Genomic DNA, 21,288 nt, shown 5'->3' on the forward strand with positions numbered 1-21,288 from the left:
ACTTGGATGAGGCCAAATTCTCCCGTGCTTTTTTGGGCCTTTTCATCATCTAAGTTGAGAATAACCGTTTTGATAGCCTGATATCCGCTGCTAGGGTTGCCTGAAGCCTGCGGCTCAGGTGATGCGGACGGAAAAGGCGTCGGAGATGGCGATGGCGATGGGAGGGAAGGCTGTACTTCTTTTTTCTTCAGCGAAATGCCGAGGTCAGCATCGAAAGAAACATCGTATCCGGTTGCTTCGCCGAGAGCACGTACCGGCAAATAAGAAGTACCGTCTACAACGATAGCCGGAGTTGCCAATGTTTTGCCTTCAATCTGGAAGGGGAAAGCTCCCTGGATTGTTTTGCCTATTAAACTAGTAATTTCTTCTGCATGCGCAGATAGAGTTGTAGCCAAGAGAAAACCGGCGATACCGCCGATCATATACTTTTTCAATTGATGCACCGCCTTTTGTACAAAATGGACTTAAATATGCTTGCTCTATTTATCATTATACGGCGTTATTGCGAAAAGAGCGCGGAGTCGTGCCAACGATTTTTTTAAAGGCACGGCCAAAATAAGAAAAGCTGTTAAATCCGACGGCTTCGGATATTTCAGTTATCGGCATATTGGTGTTCGCAAGCAGACGTTTGGCATGATGAATGCGGGTATGATTCAGGAAATCTGTAATCGTGAGTCCGACTGTCTTTTTAAACAAATGGCAGAGATAGTAGGGATTAATGAACAGATCCTGGGCCAGTTTGTCCAAAGGGATGTCCGCATTGAAATTTTTGGATAAGTATTTGACGGCTTCTTCAATTTTGGGATTAATCGTATTGCGAGCAATCGGTTCAAGCTCTTGCTCTTCGCCGTTAAAGACAATGCGATCGATCTCCAGCAGCAATTGATTCAAATAAATGCGCATGGCCAAATAATCGCCTGTGTTAAGCCGCGCGTACTCCTCATGAAGCCGCTCCAGCAAATAGTCAAAATGACGCAGCCGCTCGCCGCTCAATCGAATGTGCCGGTGTTGATTCAGGCGATCGAATACTCTCAGAAAGCGGTCCCTGATTTCCGGCTCAAGGAGCTCGGGCAGAAAGTGTATGGCGGAACGCGTGCTCGGCATTTGCAGCTTGGGCGAGCTTTTATGCGATTCCAGAGCACTGATCAGGATCAAATCATTGCCTTCCAACGGATAGATATTCTCCTCAATGAGAAAATACCCGCTGCCTTCATGAAACAAATAAATTTCATAACCGGCATGCGAATGAAAATTCATGTAAAAGTTTTTTTCAGTTTCCTTAAATTTCATGTGAATGGGTAATTCTAGCAATTTATTGTTTACGAAAAGGTCTGTTGATTGATAGGCCTGATCCGCCATAGGGCAATCCTCCTCTAGAAGTATGCGCTCTCATGTATTTTAAAACGAAAAAAAGAAGAAAGCAATATTGGTATGGTTTTACGCAATTGATCGAGAGATTTGCATCTGTTTTCATACTATACTTGGTCATATACCGCTAATCATAAGTTTTGGAGGTGCGAAACAGAATTAGGCGGCACACAACCAGAGGAGTGGGATCGAGAAATGGCTGTTGCAAACAAAGAAGACATTAAAAACGCAGCTGAGCGTGTTTATCGTTATATGACAGAAAGTGACTCCAGCGATTGGGGAATGAATATTCATGCTTGGGATTGGGTTCCCGGCGTCGGAGTGATTGCACTGCTTCATTATTACGATCAGACAGGTGAAGAGGAAGTCCTTGACTATTTGATTAAGTGGGTCGAACACAATCAAGAAAAAGCAGGTCGTACGAATGTTATCAATTCGATGGCGCCGTTTGCCATATTTCCTCGTTTGTACCAACAAACGAATGTGTCCTACTATCTGGATCAGGCAAAGCAAATTTCGAAGTGGATGATCGAAGAAGCACCACGAACGAGGGAAGGCGCATTCGAGCATACGGTGACGGAGAAGGACAGCTTCCCTGAGCAGGTATGGGCTGACACCGTCTTCATGGCTGTATTGCTGCTGGCACGAACAGCGAAGCTAACAAAAGATGCTGATCTTGCTGCGCAAGCGCTCGAACAGGTGAACATCCATCTGCGGCTGTTGCAGGATAAGGAAACAGGCGTGTTGTTCCACGGTTGGAACTGCGTCCAAAGTGACCATCTGTCTGCAGCTAGATGGACGCGTGCGAACGCGTGGGTGTGTGTAGCTGTTCCAGAAATTATTGCGGAGATTTCAGAACTCATTGCAATTCCGGCAGAGATTGGCTTAAACTACAAACGAATGATCGATGGACTTATCACGTACCAGAACGAGCAAGGCTTATGGCACACAGTGATGGATCAAGCTGAATTCTACCATGAAACATCGGGCAGTGCGGGTATTGCCTGCGGCATTATGCTGGCGATTCGCAGAGGTTTGCTGGATGAAAGCTATCAAGATTTCGTCGTGAAAGCGCTAAATGGCGTGTTGGCGAATATTCATGCTAGCGGTGAAGTAGGCAGCGTTTCCGGAGGTACGCCGATCATGCCGACGATCGAGGCTTATCAAACTATTGAGCGAATACCGACTCTGTACGGTCAAGGGCTGGTACTTATGCTGCTGGTGGAGTGCTTCGGTCTTGCGTAAACGAATTTATGTTATGGAGGGTTAGGCATGAACGTTCGGACTTCTGAGGCAGCAATAACCAGCCCCCGAAAAAACTCATTACTTCGCAGCATGTACCGCTACCGCAGGCTGTATGTACTGGCGCTTCCCGGCATTGTGTACTTCCTGGTATTTCATTACTTACCGATGTGGGGCGTATTGATCGCGTTTCAAGATTACAGCCCGTTTCAAGGCTTTTTTGCCAGCGAATGGGTCGGTTTAATGACAATCGTGCTGCAAAATATTTGGAAGGAAACCGGCTGGGGAACCATCATCTTTCTTGCCGCATTAAGCAGTGTTTCGCCTGAGCTTTACGAAGCCGCTGTTATGGATGGAGCGAGCCGCTGGCGACAGTTGTGGAACATTACGCTTCCGACGATTCGTCCGACGATTATCATGATGCTGCTGCTGCAGCTTGGTCATATTTTAAATACCGGTTTCGAGCAAATCTTCTTGATGTTGAACCCGCTCGTACTGGAAGTGGGAGACGTATTTGCGACTTATGTTTACAGGGAAGGGATTCTGCAGGGCGACTTCAGCTTTGCTTCTGCGGCTGGGTTGTTTAACTCACTCGTTGGCTTAATCCTGATTCTCGGCGCAAATAAACTCACCAAAAAACTAGGCGAAGAAGGGATCTTCTAGAGAGGTGAAACCATGAGATTTAAACGAACCTTTGGCGAGGTCGTGTTTGATCGGTTCAATTATGTTTTGCTTGCACTTGCCTCCGTCATTATGCTGCTCCCGTTTGTGAACGTGCTAGCTTCCTCGCTTTCGAGCGGTGTGGAGTTGAGTAGGGGTGGCCTTGTCCTATGGCCTCGAGGTTGGTCGCTGGAAGCTTACTCCTACATTATCAGGCAAGGGGATTTAGTGAGGTCGCTGGGCATTACCGTGTTCATTACGGTGTTAGGCACGTTGTTGAATTTAATTGTAACATTTACACTCGCATATGCGCTTTCCAAATCACGACTGCCTTTCCGCAATCCAATACTGATGCTGGTTTTCTTCACAACCTTGTTCAGCGGAGGTATGATTCCGACTTTCATTCTGATTAAGAGTCTTGGCATGCTTGACAGCCTGTGGTCGCTAATTATTCCCGGTGCGGCAAGTGCTTTTAACGTCATCATTGTCAAATCGTTCATGCAAGCGATTCCTGAAAGCCTTGAAGAGTCTGCGACGATTGATGGCTGCACGGAGTATGGAACGTTTTTCCGTATCGTTCTGCCGATTTCGATGCCCATTGTAGCGACAATGATTTTGTTCTATGCAGTTGGACATTGGAACGAATTTTTCCAGGCTATCCTTTACATCAATTCACCTGCCAAATGGCCGATGCAAGTATTTTTGCGCCAAGTTTTGTTAGTACTAAGCTCCTCGGAGCTTAATTCATCCATGATCGATCAAGATCAAATGACGCAGCTGGCCGAGCCTATTAAAATGGCAATGGTCATTGTCGCAACCGTGCCAATCGTAATCGTATATCCCTTTTTGCAAAAATACTTTGTAAAGGGCGTCATGATCGGCTCAATTAAGGGTTAAAGCTTCTACACCTGTCACTTTTCTAATCTAAGGGGGATTCGAAATGAAAGCATTTACACAGAAAACACTTTATACCTGTTTCACCGTTGTAATTGGAAGCACACTGATCTTATCCGGCTGCGGCAAGTCCGACTCATCTTCTACAGGAAGCTCTGCGAATGGCGCAGCTTCCGCAGCACCATCCAAGCCGGTGCCATTTACGTTTTCGATGAACGTAAACACCGTCCCAGATGTTGAGAATAATGAGGGCATCAAGTGGTTGAATCAAAAGTTTAATATGGATCTGAAGTTCATGCCGATTCCAAATTCGAATTTCCAGGAAAAATTCAATGCCATGGTTGCCTCCGGTGAAATACCGGACGTGTTTACCTTTAACTTTGACGCGACGGCGGTAAGGCTGATTAAACAAGGTGCCGTAGCTCCGCTGGATGACATCATTGCGAAATATCCTAACTTGAAATATACGAAGTCGCACTATGACAATGTGAGCTATAACGGAAAAGTGTACGGGATTCCGATTGCTCGCTCGCTGCTCTCCGCTCCGAATGCTCCTCTGATTCGTCAGGATTGGCTGGATAAGCTGAAGCTGCCGGTGCCAAAGACGCTGGATGAGCTGTACACGACGATGCAAGCGATGACGAACAATGACCCGGATGGCAATGGTAAAAAGGATACGTACGGCCTTCAGCTCGGCGAGATTACGGGACGCGTGGCTGACTTCAACGGTCGTGAGTTCTGGGGAGCGGCAGATTTACTCTACAGCTTCGGTCTAGATGGTTCCGGTTGGGTGCAGAAGGATGGCCAGCTTGTCATGAATGAGACGCTGCCTGAGTACAAAACGTATCTTGACTGGTTGAAAAAGTCGATCAGCGAAGGCCTGATAGATCCCGACTTTGCTTTGAACAAAGCGAATCAGGCGCAGGATAAATTCTTTAAAAACGGTAAAAGCGGGATTACCTTTGATTTCGTTTCCAATATACGTAACTTTACTTCGAACGTTGCCAAAACGACACCTGGCGCAAAATTGACTGCGTTCGATCCACCAGTAGGCCCAACAGGCAAAAGCGGCGTCGTATCTGGCCCGGGTAACGTTGGCGCAATTTTTATTAGCGCGAATGCGGCGAAGGATGCCAACAAAGTCAAAGCCATTATGCAATGGCTGGATTATGGCCCATCCAAAGACAATGGCTACGTTGTAGGCAGCGTACAGAAATTCAACAAGCTGCAAAACTATGGCTTGGAGGGCGTCACTTTCAAAACAAATGCCGACGGCAACGTAGAAGTGACTGATAAGGATAAGCTTCAAAAGCTTGGCGGTGGCTACATTTTGCCGACTCAAGCGCTGCCTATTCCAGAGAACACGAACTACACGAAAGATTCCGATGACCCAGAATCGTTAAAGGTGGCAATTGCTGCTAACGACATTTTGATCAAGCATTTGAAGGCGAGTCCAATCGCAGGTCTGCAATCGCCAACTGAACAAAATACGCCAGATATGTACATGGACCTTGTGAAAGCGAAGTTGAAGTATGTGATGGGGCAATTAAGTGTTGCGGAGTGGGATCAAAGCTTGAAAACGTTCATGGATAAAAACGGCACGAAAGTGACGCAAGAATACAATGAAGCGCTGAAAAACGCGAAAAAGTAAAATAAGCCAGCCCCCGGTTCTCGGGGGATTTTTTACAAGTGAATTTTCACGAAGGAAGGGCCGTCCGAATGAGCCAACAAGCCATCCAACAGCTGTATAACGAGATTGTTCAAAAGCAATGGAACAGTTTTGACTTGCAAGCACTTGCACTCAAGACAAGAAGAGGACCCGCATACAATTATCACACGAATGTGCGAAATGCCGAGGTTCATATGATTCGGGAAACGTTTTATTTCGCGCTCACGCTGCTCGACAGGCAGGCTGAAGGTGATTGTGAGCTTGCAGCCCGCATCATTGACCGCTTGCTTGATTATCAAGTGCGGGACCCTAAGCATCCTTATTACGGCATTTGGCCCTATTACATGGAAGAGTCAATTGATGAAATGGCATCGCCGGATCGAAACTGGGCCGACTTCTGCGGCAAAGCGCTGATCCAAGCTTATGTTGACCATGCGGATAAACTRCCTGCTGCGCTTCATAAGAAGATCAAAACTTCGCTGGAAGCTGCTGCGCACTTGATTATGAAGCGAAATGTCTTGCCTTCTTACACGAATATTTGCGTTATGGGGACTTATGTTGCCCTTCTGGCCGGCGAAGTGCTGGGCAATACGGAACTGTTCGTTTACGGGCGAAACAAGCTAGAGATGCTGCACGAGTACTGCACCTATCATGGCGCCTTCACGGAGTACAACAGCCCGACTTATACGGTCGTTGCCGTTGAGGATCTGTCGCTGATGCTCCGACATATACGTGACCATGCGAGTCTGGCGATGATTCGTGAGTTGCATAAAATGGCATGGGCATCGATTGCGGAGCATTATCATGTACCGACTCAGCAGTGGGCTGGCGCACATAGCCGTTCCTACGAAACGCTGCAAGGCAAGCAGTTCCTGTCCTTTCTGCAGCTTGCCGGTCAGGGGAGGCTGCAGCTTATAGCAGATGAGGAGCTGGACATTCATGCGCTATGGGCACGCGTAGGTCTTCACATGCCGGATATCTATGTTCCGTATTTTACATCAGAGCGTGCGACAAGCTTTTCACAGAAGGTTATTGTTCAAGGGGACACTCCGGTAATCGCGTCTTCCTACATGACACCTGATTTCACACTTGGTTCCTTCAATCATTGCGATTTATGGAATCAACGCAGACCTCTGACCGCCTATTGGGGAACAGCGGATAGCGCTGCAGCATTACGATTCCGCTGTCTGCATGACGGTTATGATTTCAGTTCAGGCTTACTGCACACCGTTCAACAGCGTGGGCTATTGCTAGGAATCGCGAATATCTGCTCCAATCACGGCGATAAGCATTTTACACTCGATACCATTGATGGGGAAATTGAGGCTGAATCACTGCTGTTCCGTTATGAGTTCAGTGGGGATCGAAGCCAGCTCGTTCTGCCGAATGAGCTGAACATTGGTCAGCCTATGTTTATAAGCACATCAACGGCAACGATTGGTTTGATCATCTCAGCTTGCAGCTTCGGGGATTACTCGCCAACACTTCGCGTAAAAGAAGAAGAAGCGGTAACATCGCTTGAAATTGTGCTCTATGAAGGCGAGAAGCGTGAGTTGAAGTTATCTGATCTCAACGAAGCATATCTTGCGTTTGTGCTGTTGCTGGAACGTAGCGATTGTCCGGAGCAGGAGATTATAGCTAAATTGAAGAACGCAGCCTCATTAAGCCATGAAGGAAAGCGGCAGTTGGTCTATGAAGATGCGGTGAAAAAATTGAAGGTAGAAGTGCCGAACGGTGTACGTCCATTCCGCGAATCGATGCAGCAGGCAATCTGTAGCAAGGAATTGAAGATTGAGGCTGGGGCGCCTATCTGGTCGGTTTGAAAGGAGGAGCGGTCTTCGCTCTGATCTAAAAATGAAAGCGCATTCAACAATAGGGAGGTATTTATGCAAATGTTTGTAAAGCGTGCTCGAAGCTTGCGTTGGAAATCGCTTGTGTTGGCTTCAATACTTACTGTCTCTGCTGGCGGCCAGTCCGTTCTTGCAGCAGATCTGTCGCCTATGACTCCAGATACGCCAATCTATTATGATCGTGTCGACAATGTGTATCCGGATCTGGCGAAAAGTGAAACGATGTTGAACTTTTTCCAACAAAATCTAATCGCCAATCAACAGCCTGACGGAAGGTTCGATAATTATCCGCAAAAGGTGTACGTCTCTGGCACGAATCTGACGGCGGGCAACATGACCGGAAATTACGGATTTGAACAAGGGGACACGGCACTCCCTGAAGGATGGTTGGTGACAAACGGATCTGGTGGAACACCAAGTCAAGTGAATGTTGACTGGCAAGCAGATTTGTCCTCCGCACTGGAGGGAAAGCGTTATGTGGAAATGTCGGCTTCAACGGCAGCCAGCGCTGCTATCGTACAGGAGATTACTAATCCGGTTCATGTGATGGTTGATTATTCGACCTCAGCTGATGTGACGTTGCAACCAGGGAGCTTAATGATTTTCAGCGCATTCTACAAAGCGGATCAAGCGACCGTCGCGCCAGGCGGGCAAGGGGTTTATGGCAAAGTGACGTTTGTTGACGGCAACGGGCAACCGATTGGAAGCTCATCTATTTTCCAAGGCAAGAGTGGTTTGGCAGGATGGCAGGAAATTCGTGGACTCGTCACAGTACCTTCGGTACAGCCAGCGGGCATCTACGTCCAAGCGGGAATGGATGCAACCCAAGGAACCGTCCAATGGGATGGCATTCGATTAATGCGTGTCGACACATCGGCTGGCAGCGATCAGATTCCATATGCCACTAAGGGAACGGCAGCCATACCTAATGCCGGATTTGAAACATCAGCCTCTTGGACAGCGGTGCAGGAAAGTGGTCCTTCGGCTGCGGTGACCGTGTCTGCGACAGGTGGGAGCAGCGGTAAAGGAGGTCGTATTGCCTCTTCGTCCGCTTCAACCGTAGCCCTACTCAGTAACACGCTGTCGGCTTCCGGGAACGGGACACGTCAATATGGCGGCGACTACCGCATTTTTAATATGAAATACAAAACCGAGCCGGGGTTCGTCACTTCCGACGAACACAGTATTGAAGCACGGCTGGTGTATCTGGATATGAACAAGCAGCCAATAGGCAGTACCAGCTTCTACGGCGTTCCGACGGAGGGGGAGTGGGGAACGATCAGCGGAGTTTTTGATACGCCTTACCCTGTCTATTATGTGCGTATAGAATTGCGCAGCAGCCGTGCTTTGGGGACTGTGACATTTGACAATGTCTCCTACATCGGTGTGGATCAACAAGCCAGCAGTACAGAGGCAGGGTTAGGAACCGTCGGCATGCTGGCATTCAATTGGGCGCGTACTGGCAAAACGGATGATTTGCTTGCGAAACGTACGCGCGACGGTTTGGCCTTCTATTTGAAAAATCGTGTGACCACGATCGATAATCTCGCCAATGCGAGCAAATTAATGCCGGGCATGGCGGGCAGCGGTGAAGTTTATGTGCCTTACGCTGTAAGCGGGGCAACAACGGGGGCAGATTACCCGACGACGGCCTTCGGTCTGCACAATCTTGCGACCGCTATTCAATATGGGGATGGCTTATTTACAGCCAATCAGCTTGCGGATGCTAAAGCCAAAGCGCAATCGATGTGGAGATGGATTACCCGGGTATCGCAATTCAATACGCAGCAGTCTATGAACCAATCGCTCGTTGCGGTACTCGGCGGCATCCAGATGGCGAATATTCTGCAAGATGATGCGATGAAACGTGACATTCGAGACTACTATGCGATTGGACTCGCAGGCACGAACCTGCCTCCATCGACAGGCGGCATGCGCAAGGCGGCTCGTCAGAATATTGACGGGTACAATATCTTCTATGAAGTAAACGGGTTTGACGTAAGTTATGCTGGCGTTTCCTTAAGCGATTTGGCTGGCATCATGCAAGAATTGCCGGCACAGGATCCGGGATACGCCGATCTGAAGGACCTGTTTTATCAAGATGGGATGGAGATGGCCAGTTATTTTAACGTGAGAATGTCAGCAGATGGGTGGATATTCGCAGGCTCGCGCCATAATGAAGGCGGCAGCTCCGCATATAACATGGGGAATTTCTCAGGGCTTTCTTATTGGGGCAACGCGCTGCAGGCAGATCTTGGACGTTTTCTAATCAAATCTTTTTCTGCAACGACCCTCACTTATGGCGATACGGCAAATTTAGGCCATCTTGCTGTCCATGGGCCGATGCTGATGTATGAAACCATTGCGCATTACCCGTGGGACCGCACACAACCTCAGAAGTTGGAAATGAATAGCTTGCGCAAAGGAAGTGTTTCGGCTTACTTCAAGCCGGATAATAAACAACCGCTTCATGTATCCGTTTCCGGTACGGATTTTATGGAGAGCTTGTACGATACGGGCACGACTGATCCGGAAAAGCCGGGATTCCCTAAGATTGATCGAGTGAATGGCTGGTTCGCCAAAACAGCTGATGGAACTCCTCAGTATGACGATATTAAGCAAACGACGCGAAATCAGGCATTGCCGAACTATTATGTGCGGGAAGACGTGGGCACAGCTGCGAATGGGACGAATCTCACCAAGCAATATTACATCACTAACGGCCAATCGCTCTATAACGTCCTTGCTGTTCGTTTCGGCGCTGCACAAAGTTATTTATCGCTAGGCGAGTTGATCGGTCTGCCTTATATGTCAATTCCTCAGCGGGCTTATGCACCGGGAACGAACGAACTAGACCGGGTACGAATTAATGGACTGTACGGAATTGATGGAACGCCTCTTCTGGATTTAGCGAAGGATACCGGGGCCGTGAGCGTGCCGACTTTTGTAGCAGGCACCTCGAGAGTGACCGGTTATCCAAAGCTGAAAGCTGAGAATGCACCGGCAGGGGGTGCGGCTAAGCCTACTTGGCTATCCATCGCGGATGAAGGCGCACTAAGCGCAGGTTTCGTGACAACGCCAGGTAAAGTGATGGATGATTTGTACTCGAAGGCGCTCTGGGAGCCGACGAATGTTCGTTCCTCAGCGAATAATGGTACCATTGTGCAATTTGCTAACACGGACAAAATTACCGTTCAAGTGACGGACGGCACGCTGGCGGCTGAGTACAAAGAAGGTGATTGGGTCTATTTTGTGAGCAAAATCGAACCGAACGCTGAGGCGACGGGCTTCACCGCCAAGGCTGTCGCCAAATACGACAATCGGACGGATGTGCTTCGCTCTCTGACGATTGAAGATGAAGGCATGAAGTTTGTGCTGCATGACGATCATACGTTGTTTCTGGATAAAACGGGCAAAACCGCGCTTCTTGACGGGCATTCCATCACCGGGACTGACTTAGCATCGCTTCGCAGCCAGATGGGCTTGACGCGCGGAGGCAATCCGGAGCAATTCCCGTATGCTTATGACCTTGACGGTGACGGGCAAATCGACACAGCGGATCTTGGCCAGCTTGGCTACTACATGCGGCCCCTGACCAATCAGCCATAAGGAAGGTGAACAGGTTGAATCGAAAACAGAAATTTATAGCCATGACGTTGGTTGGCAGTCTGAGCTTTAGTCTTTTCAGTTTGAGCGCAGGTGTGGCAGCAGCAGATACGGCGGTGGGGATGAGTGAGCATTTTGATTCGCTGCCGGCAGGTAACTTTTCCGCTCCAAATTGGACGCCGACGGTTACGACGGATGGTTCCATTCGCGTTGTTGCAGATCCCGCTGATCCATCGAATCAAAATGTGCGGCTCGAGAAAACGACGACCACAACGACGAACAATTTAACGTTGGACCGGAAAAACCTCTCTGTTTCAGGTAAAGCGCTCATTAGCTATCGCCTGAGAACAGAGGAGACGACCGGCACAAAGTCAGCTCCTTACTTGTATGGCGCCAGCACAAGCAACAATCTCATCTCTTTATCATTATCTGGCGCTAATATTACCGCATACAACGGAACTACCAGTTCCTCCATATTGACAGGTTTTCAAGCTGGGAAATGGTATAATCTACAATTTGTACTGGATACAACCACGAAGAAATATGATGCGTATATTGACGGGGTTAAGAGAGCCGCTGACTTCTCTTTCAGGGATACCACGGCCAATACGGATACCCTGAAACTAATCCGTTTCTCCATTGATAAAGCACAGAAGGGCACCATCCAATTCGATGATCTGTTTGTGGATCAGCTCCCGGACGCGCTTCGTATGGAGGCTGCCTATCATCTATCCTTGAATAGCGTACATGCGTCGCAAGTGAGTGCCGTGTTCAGCGATCATTCTGTAGATGTTACAGACAATGTGAACTACAGTTCTTCCAATCCTGCTGTCGCTGTTGTTGATACGAAGGGGAACGTAACGGGACTTACGATGGGGACGGCTGTGATTGCTGCCACTTTCGGCAGCCTGACTGCCTCTACAACGGTGACGGTCACTCCTGCCAATGTGCTGAATGCCGTTCAGCTTGATCAAGCGGATTATCAGCTGGGCGAAGGTCAGCAGCAAATGTCCGTTTTAACAGCGGTATATTCCGCTGGGCCGATTCAAGTGAACGATCTGCCCGGTGCGCTGTTCGTCTCCAGCAATCCATCCGTTGCTACCGTCGATACGAACAGCGGCTTGATTCGGGCGCTTCATTATGGAACGTCCGTGCTGACAGCGACGTATGGCGATAAAAGCGCCGTTTCCACGATAACGGTTCTGCCAATTCTGCAAAATCTGGTCTCAGTCTCACCAGGCTCGGCTGGCATGAACTTAACCATTGGCGGATCAGCAACGAGTGTGACACAGGCGGTTTATTCAAATGGTCAAACATATGACATTAGCGCACTAGCTGCTTATGAATCTGAGAATCCTGAGGTTGCGGGTGTGGATTCGCAAGGGAAAGTAATGGCTCTAGCGCCGGGGCATACGGTTATTACTGTCACGTACGGCTTACAGTCCATCTCTTTTCCAGTCCAAGTTTCTTCTTTGAAATTGGACCAATCATCTTATTCGTTGGCAATTGGTGCATCGCATAAGACAATCGTCAGCATCTTAGGCGCTGATGGAAGTGCGGTTGACGTGACTTCGCAATCCATGTTCAAAGTGGAGGACGCTTCTATTCTGCAAGTGGATGCCAGCGGGAAAGTCAGCGGACTGCGCAGCGGGACTACGCATGTTACAGCCACATTTGGCGCGGCAGAAGCAACAGCTACCGTTACGGTAGTTGGCGATGGGGCATCCGCTGATTTTACACTGCAAACCGATGAGAGGGATTCCGTCATCCAGATTCGGGTTGCCGCAGGTACTGATACTGGTGGCAATCAAGGGATTCCAGGTTCCATTTATGCGATACAAACGCAATTGAATTATAACCAAAGCGAACTTCAGCTTCTTGAGGTAAAGCCGGATTTATTTATTGGGACAGCTAACACTATTTCTGATGTCGATACGTTGTATCAGCTTGGTAATCAGCCGACTGGTTATCAAAATGTGGTGAAGTCTGAGCCAGGTACAGTTACCTACACGGCAACCAAAGTCGGTGAGGATGTGGAGGCACCTGCTGCTGGTCTCGCGGGAATCCTCACACTTAAGTTTCAGGTTCAACATCCCGGCACAGACGTTCCAGTTGCAGAGCCTGTTAGGAGCTATATGCTAACTCAGTTGCAATCATCGATGGTTTACTCATTCAGTGTGCAAGCAGGAGATGCTTACGGGAACTGGACGACTGATGGACCGGGAGTCGTCGTCCACACTTTAAAAGAGAGGGAAGATTCGTCATCAGGGCCAGTGGATGCTCCGAAAATGCCAGTGAAAGAAGAGAAACCGAATCCGAGTCCGAGTCCATCGGTTCCACCAGTCTCCACTAAACCGAGTGAACCAGTTGGTATGCCGTTCAAGGATGTCACCGACAGCTATAGCTGGGCATCCAAGGCGATTGAGATATTAACAGCGAAAGGTATTATTCAAGGGACATCATCCACAACGTTTGAGCCGGGGAAAACGGCATCTAGAGCAGATGTCATCACCATGATCRTACGCGCGTTAGGGCTTAAAGCCGATTTTAAAGAAAATTTCAAGGATGTTGATCCAAGCGATTATTATTATCAATCCGTGGGCATCGCCAAGGCGTTGGGCATCATGGGCGGTACGGAAGAGGAGGCCATGCCGGATCAAGCGATTAGCAGACAAGATCTGATTGTGATGCTCGTCAGGGCGCTTCAAGCTAAAGAGACACTTAGCTTGCAAGGGGATGTATCGGCGCTGCTTAAGTTCCAGGATGCAGCCCAGATTGCTCCATATGCCAGAATGAGCATGGCGATTATGGTCGAGCTTGGATTCATTCAAGGCGATGAGGCAGGGCTTAGACCACAAGGCACAGCGTCCAGAGCTGAAATTGCCGTGGTATTAGCTAGAGTGATGGACAAATATGAGTTGTTTACAAAAGAATAGCGGTTAGATCTGAAGACAAGAGGCACATGCTCTTGTCTTCTTTTTCTACTTTGAGTTTGATGGAAAAATAAACCATTTAAATATAGCGGCTATATAAATTTACATAAAATAAATGCAGAATTTATATAAACCCCGAACTCCTTTTATATACTTATATAGTATTTGATATAGCGAATCATAGGGACTAGGGTGGTAGAAAACAATGATAAAAAAACGTAATTTGCAAGAATGCCATTCTCTTTATAACTTAATAAATGATCCTGAGGTTTCTCCTTATATTCGTTATAAATGTCAATCTTATGAGGAATATTTATTTGTAACTAAACAGTTAATTGTTGAAGAAGAGCAGGAGACATGTATTTCTAGAACGATTCTTGACGAGCTAGGACATCCCATTGGTACCATTGATCTATATGATATTGTGAATAAAGCAGGTTTCTTGGCGACATGGATTGGAGCTCCTTATTTTGGCAAAGGTTATAATCAACGAGCGAAGGAATCCTTTTTTACGGAACTCTTCCTTGAACATCATATCGAAAGCGTATTTTTGAAAATTCGGAAACAAAATATACGATCAAAGAAAGCTGTTGAAAAACTGCCGTATGCCAAGTTGGCAAATGATCTGAACCCTCAAATCTATGCATCTATCAATCAAACGCAGGAGATCTATGATTTGTATCAAGTGGAGCGGTTAGACTTTTTGGAAACTAGTGAAGGTATGCAGCATGAGGTTGCTACATAAAGGGAAAAGGGCCGGTACTCCGATGGGGTGCCGGTTTGTTTTACTTTTAGGGCATTGGGATTAATTGGGGGAACTACGTTCCGCTATTTGGCTGAAATGGAACAATTTCCAGTTGCAAGGGGAACTACGTTCCGCTATTTCACCAATTTCCGGAGGAAAAGCAGCCGCGGAGGCCAAATAAGGCTCTACAGTTCCGCTCAGAGAGAAAATAGCTCGATTTCCTCGAAATAGAGGACTCCAGTTCCTTAAGTGAAAATCTTAGCTGGATTCTCGCTAATTTCCTATGTAAATCCCACAGTTGGCGGTTTTCTTATAAAAAATGCTTTTACCCCCTACGAATCATGAGATTACCTATCACCTAATAGGCTAAAAACGCGTTAAAATAGACATATCCATCCCTCAGGGATATAGACTTATATAAAACCATATCACAGGTTTGAAGGGAGTATGTCAATGTTTTGGACTGTTGAGAAATTGCATGCGCGAATCAATGAACTGGAACCTTTTCGCTACCGTGATGCGAGGGTTATAGATACTTTTCGGATAAAACTCGATGCCGAAGGCGCGATTGGAGCTTATCCCACAGAAGACGGCGAATGGAGCAATATTCATATCGGAGATCGTTGGAAAGGCCGCGATGTCTACTACTGGTTAGCCGCGGATCCTGTTATCCCAGCCGAGTGGAAAGGCAAGAAGGTCATCGGCCGATTTAACTTAGGCCAGACTGGAGGCGGGACGAACAGCGGTTTCGAATCGCTGCTTTTCCTGAACGGGGAGCCGTATCAGGGAGTGGATTCGAATCATGAGGAAGTATTTTTCTCAGAAGAATTGATCGGTTCCACGATACAGCTTCGCTTCCGCTTGTGGTCTGGACTAGGCGGCTATCAAAGCCACCTTGAAATGGAGAGCCGGCTGGAATTGGCAGCCCTGTGCTGGCTGGATGAAGCATGCGACGATCTGTTCTACACAGCCAAAGCTTTATTGGATACGGTTCGCATATTGGACGAAAATCGTCCGGAACGGCACCAGCTGCTGACTATGCTGGATCAAGCTTTTTTGGTGCTGGATTGGTCAAGACCGGGCAGCGCTGCTTTTTACAACACAGTGGCTAGCGCTCAGGAGCAGCTTCAAAATGCGCTGTCAACGATGCCCAAACTGCACGCCGTCGTGGTTCAATGCATCGGGCACACGCATATTGATGTCGCTTGGCTTTGGCAGCTGAAGCATACACGAGAGAAAGCTGCGAGATCTTTTTCAACGGTGCTGCGCTTAATGGAGCAATACCCGGAGTACATTTTCTTACAAACACAGCCACAGCTGTATGAATACATCAAGTCGGATTATCCGGAAATTTATGAAAACATCAAGGAACGTGTACAGGAAGGACGCTGGGAAGCGGGTGGTGCGATGTGGCTGGAGGCTGACTGCAACCTAGCTTCCGGGGAATCGCTTGTACGGCAGCTTTTGTATGGAACACGATTCTTCCGTGAGGAATTTGGTGTTGATTGTAAGTACTTGTGGTTGCCTGATGTGTTTGGATACAGCTGGGCGCTCCCGCAAATCCTACGGAAATCCGGTATTGAAACTTTCATGACGACGAAAATCAGTTGGAATCAATACAATCGGATGCCCCATGACACTTTTATGTGGAGGGGGATTGATGGTACAGAAGTGCTGACTCATTTCATTACAACGCCGGATCCTGGTTCCAGCGAAGGAGCCTTCTACTATACGTATAATGGGAAAGTGACGCCATCATCGGTGCAAGGGATATGGGATGCCTATCGGGATAAGTCGCTCAATTCGTCTTTATTGCTGGCTTATGGGTACGGCGATGGCGGTGGCGGCGTGAATCGGGAAATGCTGGAGATGAGGCGCAGGTTAGATCAAATACCTGGTATTCCTGCGGTGAAGACGGGGCGTGCCGATGCCTATTTTAACGAGCTGCAGCAACAGGTTGCGAATTCAAATTCCTACGTGCACACGTGGGACGGTGAGTTGTACCTGGAGTTGCATCGTGGCACCTATACAAGTCAAGCTTATAACAAGCTTATGAATCGTAAGCTGGAGCTTTTGTATAGAGAAACGGAATGGATGCAAGTCATGAGCAGCCTATTGAATGCCAGCGCACATGCAGGGAATGGTGAAACCTCACTCCTTCTGTATGAAGGCTGGAAAATTATTTTACGAAACCAGTTCCATGACATTATCCCGGGTTCGTCGATTCGAGAGGTCTACGAGGACAGCAGGGTTGAATACAGCGAAGCGCGTGCCATTGGGGAGAAGGTGTGGAATCAATCTGTTTCCTATTTAACAGACGGCAAGCAGGGGCATGAAGTGGTGGTGTTCAACAGTTCGCCATGGGAGCAGACGGATCTCGTATGCTTGCCCCAAGGTGAAGCGGCGGAAGACTGGGTGGATGTTCATAATCGTCCGCTTGAAGTTCAACGGGTGGATGGAAGGCAGTGGGTTAAGGTTGAGAATGTTCCATCGATGGGCTACGCGGTGATTCGTCAGTCTGAACGAGCAGATGTGGTTATGCAAAAGGTTAAGGAGAATCCATTCAGGAAGCTGAATAAAGGGTTAATCACACCTTTTTACGAAATGGAATGGAATGCTAATGGTCAGATAGAACGACTCTACGATCGCATGGAGAAGCGGGAAATCATCGCCGAGGGTCAGCAAGGCAACCGATTTGAGGTGTTTGAAGACAAGCCGAAAGGCCGGCATGAGGCATGGGATATTGACATTTTTTATACGGAGAAAAAACAGGAAGTGACCTGTGTGACTCGGATGGAAGTGACGGACACGGGAGCTTTGGCAGCTATCGTCCGGTTCGAATGGTCGTACATGGATTCTACCGTTATACAAGATATGGTGCTCTACGCGCATAGCCGCAGAATAGATTTCAAGACTCATGTCAATTGGAATGAGCAGCGTAAACTGCTGAAAGTAGCCTTTCCTGTGCGCATCCGGGCGACGGAAGCCACGTACGATATTCAATTCGGCAATGTAAAGCGGCCTACGCACTGGAATACAAGTTGGGATTACGCACGATTTGAGACGGTTGGCCATCAATGGGCTGATTTGTCCGAACGTGGATATGGCGTCAGCCTCTTGAATGATTGTAAATACGGCTATGATATCAAAGATAATGTCATGAGACTCACCTTGATTAAGTCCGCGAAGGTTCCTGACCCTACGGCAGATATTGGTGAGCATCACTTCACGTATTCGCTGTTTCCGCATGCTGGCGATTGGTACGACGGTAAAACGCTGCAATCCGCATGGTTGCTTAACAATCCGCTTACGTATGCGTTTGGAGCGCCTGATAAAACATCATTCAGCCTGTTTCGTCTTTCCTGCGATCATGTCATGATTGATGCGGTTAAACAAGCCGAGGATCAAGATGCGGTCATAGTACGCGTACACGAGTTCGCAGGTATAAGCGGACAAGTGGAAATTATGAGTGACGCCCGGATCGTGGCCTGGCAGGAATGTGATCTGCTTGAGCGCCTTGAAGGCGAACAGCAGCATGACGCGCGAATAAGCATTTCGATGAAGCCTTATGAGATCAAGACATTTATGATTCATTTCAATTAACGTAAACATAAACAAGGCCGCGAATTGTTCGCGGTCTGTTTGCGTTTGCCGCGCATCTACTGCGGATTTCCCGATGTGCGTTCCCCTGAGAGGAAGACAGTTGATTTGTCACACGGACATAGTTGAATTACCACTCCCGCCTATCAGCGCGGTTGTAATATGCTTATTCTACTAATTAAGTTTAAGGAGTAGATGACATATGCGCAAAAGGAATTCCCTCTTCAATTCCTATGTTTTTATTTTTCCAAGTTTATTTTTAACTTTGGCGTTAGGCATATATCCGCTTGCTTGGGCGTTTCGTTATATGTTTTACGATTATCAGGGGTATGGCGAAGAGAAATTCATCGGCATCGATAATTTCACAAGATTGCTGCGAGATACGGAGTACTGGCATTCCGTGTACAACACTCTCATCTATGCGGGTGGGAAGCTGATAATTGTGCTGCCACTTTCACTCATCCTTGCGGTTATTCTGAATCGGGGGATTAGAGGGAAAGTACTGCTGCGCGCCGTRTATTTCATGCCGACTATCATAAGTACATCCGTCATGGCGATCGTATTTTTCACGATTTTCAACTCGTATAACGGACTGCTCAATCAATTCTTGCTAAAATATGGCCTAATATCCAAAGCGGTCGATTGGCTCGGGCCGGATTACGCGATGATAACCGTTATTATAATGGCTATATGGGGCGCGATCGGTAACTATATGCTCCTTTTCATAGCCGGATTGCAAGGGATCCCAGATGATTTATACGAAAGCGCCTCAATTGATGGAGCGAATGTGGTTCAAAAGTTTTGGTACATTACGATTCCGATGCTCGGACCTGTTTTGCAAATGATCGTGATGCTAGCCATTATCAACTCCCTGAAAGGGTATGAAAGCATTATGGTCATGACCGAGGGAGGGCCATTCGGCAAAACGGACGTCATGTATCTCTACGTGTACAAGCTATTTTTCCCAGTCTCGGCAGCTTCTCCGACGGTCCAACAAATTGGTTACGGTAGCGCCGCCGGTTTCGTAACAGCCCTCATTGTCGGGTTGATTACCATTGTTTATTTCGCGATGTCCAAACGGTTGAATCAGGATTAACAAGGGAGGGTATATAATGACTACTAGCACAAAATCAGGCGGTTTCCTTGGCAGCCGTATTATCGGGCATAGCATCAAATGGCTATTTTTGATCACTGTCGCCTTTTTCACGATATTCCCTATTATTATGGCGATGCTGGGCTCTGTAAAAACGAATGCAGAATTGACAACCGGCGCTACATTATTGCCTGCTGTCTGGAAGTTCTCGAACTATGCAACGGCCTGGAAGCAGGCTAATTTCGCACAGTTTACATGGAACAGCCTCTTTATTAGCGTAATCGTGACGATCGGAACGCTGCTCGTTGCAACGATGTCCGCTTATGCGGTGGAYAGGACGAAGTTCCCGGGCAAAAAAATGTATGTAGCGCTGCAAGCGAGCACAATGTTCATTTCCATTGGCGCCGTTGTGCTGATGCCGCAATTCAATCTCATGGTTAAACTGGGTTTAAACAAATCCCTTTGGGGTGTCATTATTATTCTTATCAGTTCGCACGCGGTCATTTATTTTATGCTGATTGGTTTCTTCAAGGCCATTCCTAAAGATTTGGACGAAGCTGCTTACATCGACGGTTGCAATTTCTTTACGGTGTATTGGCGGATTATTCTCCCGCTATTGAGCCCGGCACTGGGCGTCACTGCCCTATTCACGTTCCGCGGCGCCTGGAATGAATATATCTTGCCGCTGGTCTTCACGATGACGAATCCGAAGCTGCAAACATTGACGGTTGGACTGGCTAATTTGCGTTATGGCATTGGTGCCGCAGCAGAGGCACATCTCATGATGGCTGGTGCATGTTTATCTTTCCTGCCCATTCTGGTCGTATATGTGTTGGCGAACAAATCATTCATTCAGGTGACGGCAGGTAGTGTAAAAGGATAATTGTTACAGGAACATACAAAAGAGTTATTTTCCCCCACCTGGAAAGTTGATTTGTCCTTCACGGTTAAAACGGATATAGCGTTATTATGAAAACAGTTACATGAGGAATGTTTCAGACTATTGAAAGAGAAAAACGGGAGGGTTAACAACATGAGTAAAAAGGTAGTAATGAGCACGCTGCTTGGCGTTACAATGGTAGCTTCACTCGCGGCATGTGGCGGACAAACCGATCAGCCTAAGAACAATAATGCTGGTGCAAGTAGTGCGCCTGCAGCAAGTGGGCAGAAGACGAAGCTTGCCTATTGGACGATTGACCGTCATGATGCTGATTATATGAAGGAAGTTATCAAAAAGTTCAATGAAACAAATAAGGACAACATTGAAGTTGAGATGACGGTTATGGCAGACAACTTTAACCAGTCGGTTGACATCGCGTTTGCCAGTAAACAAGCGCCTGATATCCTTCGGACCAATGATTTCCCCGGTTTTGTCAAGAAAGGTTATCTACTGCCTCTGAACGATATGATGACTGATGAAATGAAGAAACGTTATAATAATTTGTTAGTGGAAGAAAGCAATATGATCGATGGTAAAGTGTATTCGCTTCCGAACACAGGGCAATATTGGAGATTGATCTATAACGTTGATCTTTTCAAAAAAGCAGGCATTACGGAACCTCCGAAAACCATTCAAGAAATGGTTGAAGATGCCAAGAAAATTACGGAAGCCGGCAAAGATATTGGAG

The 21,288-nt window shown here is 47.6% G+C and carries 13 protein-coding genes and 1 pseudogene; 12 read left to right on the top strand and 2 right to left on the bottom strand.

What is annotated here, in order from left to right; genetic code table 11:
• Together AC1DUA_RS08355 and AC1DUA_RS08360 are read right to left on the bottom strand one after the other, a co-directional pair.
• Positions 1-434 (bottom strand): annotated as a pseudogene (locus tag AC1DUA_RS08355) (hypothetical protein); the annotation flags it as partial.
• Positions 435-489: 55 nt separating this feature from the next.
• Positions 490-1,359 (bottom strand): helix-turn-helix domain-containing protein, encoded by an 870-nt coding sequence (locus AC1DUA_RS08360; protein WP_477499292.1) that lies wholly within the window; start codon positions 1,357-1,359, stop codon positions 490-492.
• A gap of 204 nt (positions 1,360-1,563) precedes the next feature.
• Between AC1DUA_RS08360 and AC1DUA_RS08365 the strand changes: the two genes are divergently transcribed.
• From AC1DUA_RS08365 to AC1DUA_RS08420, 12 genes are all read left to right on the top strand, one after another.
• Positions 1,564-2,613 carry a glycoside hydrolase family 88/105 protein gene (locus tag AC1DUA_RS08365; RefSeq protein ID WP_477499293.1) on the top strand — a complete coding sequence of 350 codons (1,050 nt, stop codon included), beginning with the start codon at positions 1,564-1,566 and terminating at the stop codon, positions 2,611-2,613.
• Between the two features lie 27 nt (positions 2,614-2,640).
• A complete protein-coding gene (locus AC1DUA_RS08370; RefSeq protein ID WP_477499294.1) occupies positions 2,641-3,273 on the top strand; it encodes an ABC transporter permease subunit in 633 nt (210 codons plus the stop codon).
• A 12-nt stretch (positions 3,274-3,285) separates the two neighbouring features.
• Positions 3,286-4,167, top strand: coding sequence for a carbohydrate ABC transporter permease (locus AC1DUA_RS08375; protein WP_477499295.1), 882 nt, complete (start codon positions 3,286-3,288; stop codon positions 4,165-4,167).
• Positions 4,168-4,210: 43 nt separating this feature from the next.
• Positions 4,211-5,815, top strand: coding sequence for an extracellular solute-binding protein (locus AC1DUA_RS08380; RefSeq protein WP_477499296.1), 1,605 nt, complete (start codon positions 4,211-4,213; stop codon positions 5,813-5,815).
• Between the two features lie 68 nt (positions 5,816-5,883).
• Positions 5,884-7,656: a hypothetical protein gene (locus tag AC1DUA_RS08385; RefSeq protein ID WP_477499297.1), complete on the top strand. Its 1,773-nt coding sequence runs from the start codon at positions 5,884-5,886 to the stop codon at positions 7,654-7,656.
• A gap of 69 nt (positions 7,657-7,725) precedes the next feature.
• Positions 7,726-11,292 (top strand): hypothetical protein, encoded by a 3,567-nt coding sequence (locus AC1DUA_RS08390; RefSeq protein ID WP_477499298.1) that lies wholly within the window; start codon positions 7,726-7,728, stop codon positions 11,290-11,292.
• Between the two features lie 14 nt (positions 11,293-11,306).
• The gene (locus AC1DUA_RS08395; RefSeq protein WP_477499299.1) at positions 11,307-14,225 is read left to right on the top strand and encodes an S-layer homology domain-containing protein; all 2,919 of its coding nucleotides are present in this window, start codon (positions 11,307-11,309) and stop codon (positions 14,223-14,225) included.
• 202 nt (positions 14,226-14,427) lie between these two features.
• Entirely contained in the window at positions 14,428-14,967 is a 540-nt protein-coding gene (locus AC1DUA_RS08400) for a GNAT family N-acetyltransferase (protein WP_477499300.1), read from the top strand.
• A 453-nt stretch (positions 14,968-15,420) separates the two neighbouring features.
• On the top strand, positions 15,421-18,570 hold the full coding sequence (locus AC1DUA_RS08405; protein WP_477499301.1) for an alpha-mannosidase: 3,150 nt from the start codon (positions 15,421-15,423) through the stop codon (positions 18,568-18,570).
• 199 nt (positions 18,571-18,769) lie between these two features.
• Complete coding sequence (locus AC1DUA_RS08410; protein ID WP_477499302.1) at positions 18,770-19,663, top strand: carbohydrate ABC transporter permease; 894 nt, start codon at positions 18,770-18,772, stop codon at positions 19,661-19,663.
• 16 nt (positions 19,664-19,679) lie between these two features.
• On the top strand, positions 19,680-20,543 hold the full coding sequence (locus tag AC1DUA_RS08415; RefSeq protein ID WP_477499303.1) for a carbohydrate ABC transporter permease: 864 nt from the start codon (positions 19,680-19,682) through the stop codon (positions 20,541-20,543).
• 150 nt (positions 20,544-20,693) lie between these two features.
• Positions 20,694-21,288, top strand: a 595-nt coding sequence (locus tag AC1DUA_RS08420) for an ABC transporter substrate-binding protein (protein ID WP_477499304.1), incomplete at its 3' end; no start/stop codon positions are given.

The organism is Paenibacillus sp. 01T422, from assembly GCF_056398785.1.

What these genes read in the sequence shown, in the direction of transcription:
- AC1DUA_RS08405 (WP_477499301.1), top strand. Translation starts at nt 15,421, where the DNA reads ATGTTTTGGACTGTTGAGAAATTGCATGCGCGAATCAATGAACTGGAA.
- AC1DUA_RS08380 (WP_477499296.1), top strand. Translation starts at nt 4,211, where the DNA reads ATGAAAGCATTTACACAGAAAACACTTTATACCTGTTTCACCGTTGTA.
- AC1DUA_RS08365 (WP_477499293.1), top strand. Translation starts at nt 1,564, where the DNA reads ATGGCTGTTGCAAACAAAGAAGACATTAAAAACGCAGCTGAGCGTGTT.
- AC1DUA_RS08400 (WP_477499300.1), top strand. Translation starts at nt 14,428, where the DNA reads ATGATAAAAAAACGTAATTTGCAAGAATGCCATTCTCTTTATAACTTA.
- AC1DUA_RS08390 (WP_477499298.1), top strand. Translation starts at nt 7,726, where the DNA reads ATGTTTGTAAAGCGTGCTCGAAGCTTGCGTTGGAAATCGCTTGTGTTG.
- AC1DUA_RS08360 (WP_477499292.1), bottom strand. Translation starts at nt 1,359, where the DNA reads ATGGCGGATCAGGCCTATCAATCAACAGACCTTTTCGTAAACAATAAA.
- AC1DUA_RS08370 (WP_477499294.1), top strand. Translation starts at nt 2,641, where the DNA reads ATGAACGTTCGGACTTCTGAGGCAGCAATAACCAGCCCCCGAAAAAAC.
- AC1DUA_RS08375 (WP_477499295.1), top strand. Translation starts at nt 3,286, where the DNA reads ATGAGATTTAAACGAACCTTTGGCGAGGTCGTGTTTGATCGGTTCAAT.